The organism is Methanobrevibacter cuticularis (assembly GCF_001639285.1).
Taxonomy (GTDB): Archaea; Methanobacteriota; Methanobacteria; order Methanobacteriales; family Methanobacteriaceae; genus Methanobaculum; species Methanobaculum cuticulare.
The window spans coordinates 1-2,423 of sequence record NZ_LWMW01000007.1 but is presented as its reverse complement, the minus strand read 5'-3'; the positions used below and the strand labels follow the sequence as shown (position 1 = coordinate 2,423).

Here is a 2,423-nt window from a genome sequence, read left to right as displayed (position 1 = left end):
TGGTAATAATAGCTATTTAATAAATAATGATGGTTATTTAACAATGGAAAATTGTGTAGTTACAGATAATAGTTTATCGTTTAATATTCGTGAGAACACAACTTATACAAGTAATGATGTGTTGGAAAATGATAGTTTTGAATCTGGTTACCTTATTGGTAATAATGGACAAATGAACATAATCAATTCAGCATTCATTAACAATAATATGAATATAAACTACCAATATTATCAGAATGTTCCTTTTACTAATACTACTACTTTGTATTTTAATAATACAATTTATAATAGTAGTGTTGTTGGTTCTGGCTTTATTGTTAATAAAGGTAGGCTTAATATCACAAGATCAGAATTCACAAACAACACAATAAAAACAACAGTGAACAGAGAATACAACTGGAACAATGACCAAAGTATAACTATCAATCTTCGAAATCCTAATGGTGAACTTGTTATTGGTGACCAAAGTACTAATTATATTTATGCAATGATTGTTAACACTGGTGATTTAATTATCACACAATCCAACTTCCAAAATAACATCAACTACGTTAATGAGACAAAAAACTATAACAAAAACACAACCCTATTTTTAATTGGAGGCAGTGGCAAAAAAACCACAGATGCTGGTATTTATAATCTCATATATTCTAGTAATGATTTAGAAGTAAATAATTCTAATTTCACTAACAACGGCTACAACACAACATATGCAAACAGCAATAACCCTAACTATAAGGTTGCATATGGTGCTGGAGTAATTTATATAACTACTCTTGCTAACAGCACTGCAACTACTAATTTGAACAATTCTAGCTTTACAAATAACACTGCCCCTGAGGGTGGTGCAATTTATGTAGCTACTGGTACTAATGGTAACAATATTGTTGTTGTATCTGACTCTACTTTCTTAGATAACACCGCATCTATTGGTGGTGTAATTATTGCCTATATTTCTTCTAATGGGTCTAGTGTTGTTAATATTACGGATTCTACTTTCAACAATAACGCTGCAACTACTAATGGTGGAACAATTGCTATCAATTCAAATAATGCTAAAGTCAATATTAATGTGTCTAGTTCTACTTTTGTAAACAACAACGCAGCTCAGGGTGGAGTAATTCATCTATCTAATGGTGCTAATAGTATAATTAATGCTAGTGTGTCTAGTTCTACTTTCAACAATAACACCGCAACTGGTAGTAGTGGAATAATTTATGTAACTAGTATTACTAATGGTACAGTTAATGCTGATATTCTTAATTCCACTTTTGCAAACAACACAGCAATTAGTGGTGGTGGTGCAATTTCTATTTATGCTAATAATGGTAATATAGCGCTTAGTATTGATGATTCTGCTTTTACAAATAACACTGCATCTAGTGGTGGTGCAATTGCTGCATCTACTTCTCTTAATGGTGCAGTTAATGTTAGTATGTCTAGTTCTACTTTCAACAATAATGCTGCAACTACTAGTACTGGTGGAACAATTAATTTCTATTCTAATAATAATGGTATTATGGCGATTAGTATTGATGATTCTGCTTTTACAAATAACGCTGCAACTACTAATGGTGGAGTAATTCATGTATCTACTGGTACTAATGGTATAGTTAATGTTAGTGTGTCTAGTTCTACTTTCACAAACAATACTGTAGCTAGTTATGGTGGAGTAATTTATGTATCTCCTGGCCTTAATGGTACAGTTAATGTTAGTGTGTCTAGTTCTACTTTCAACAATAATTCTGCAACTGGTAGTGGTGGAGTAATTTTTGTAACTAGCGGTACTAATGGTACTGTCAATGCTGATATTGTTAATTCCACTTTTGTAAACAACAAAGCAACTACTAATAGTGGAGGAATTTATGTAAATAGTGGTACTAATGGTATTGTTAATGTTGATATTGTTAATTCCACTTTTGCAAACAACACCGCAACTGGTGGTGGCGGAGGAGTTCTTGTAACTAGTGGTGTTAATGGTACTGTTAGTGTTGATATTCATAGTTCCACCTTTGTAAATAACACTGCGACTAATGGTAAGGCTATTTATATAGCTAGTGGTACTAATAGTAATGTTAGTGTTGTTGTGAATTATAATGTGTTTTTAAATCAGTCTACTGGTGCTATTTTTAAGGATGGTGCTTCTGCGGTTGTTGTTGATGCTGATTATAATTATTGGGGTTTTAATGGTGTCCCAACTGGTATGAGTAATGTTGTTGTGAATAATTATTATGTGCTCGGTATTACTAATATGAGTGATCTTGGTGCTGATTATACTGTTGGTAATCTATTAAGTTTTAATTATACTGTGTATTTAAATGGTACTAGTGATAGTACTAATGCTAGTAATTTACCAAGTCTTAACAGTATTTTCTATAATGATCTTTTATATGGTTATTTCAGTTTGAATGCTCCGGGTGTTA

General features: G+C 31.9%; 1 protein-coding gene. It reads left to right on the top strand.

The features are described from left to right. Positions 1-43: 43 nt before the first annotated feature. Positions 44-2,423, top strand: a 2,380-nt coding sequence (locus MBCUT_RS00075; protein ID WP_394327044.1) for a beta strand repeat-containing protein, incomplete at its 3' end; no start/stop codon positions are given.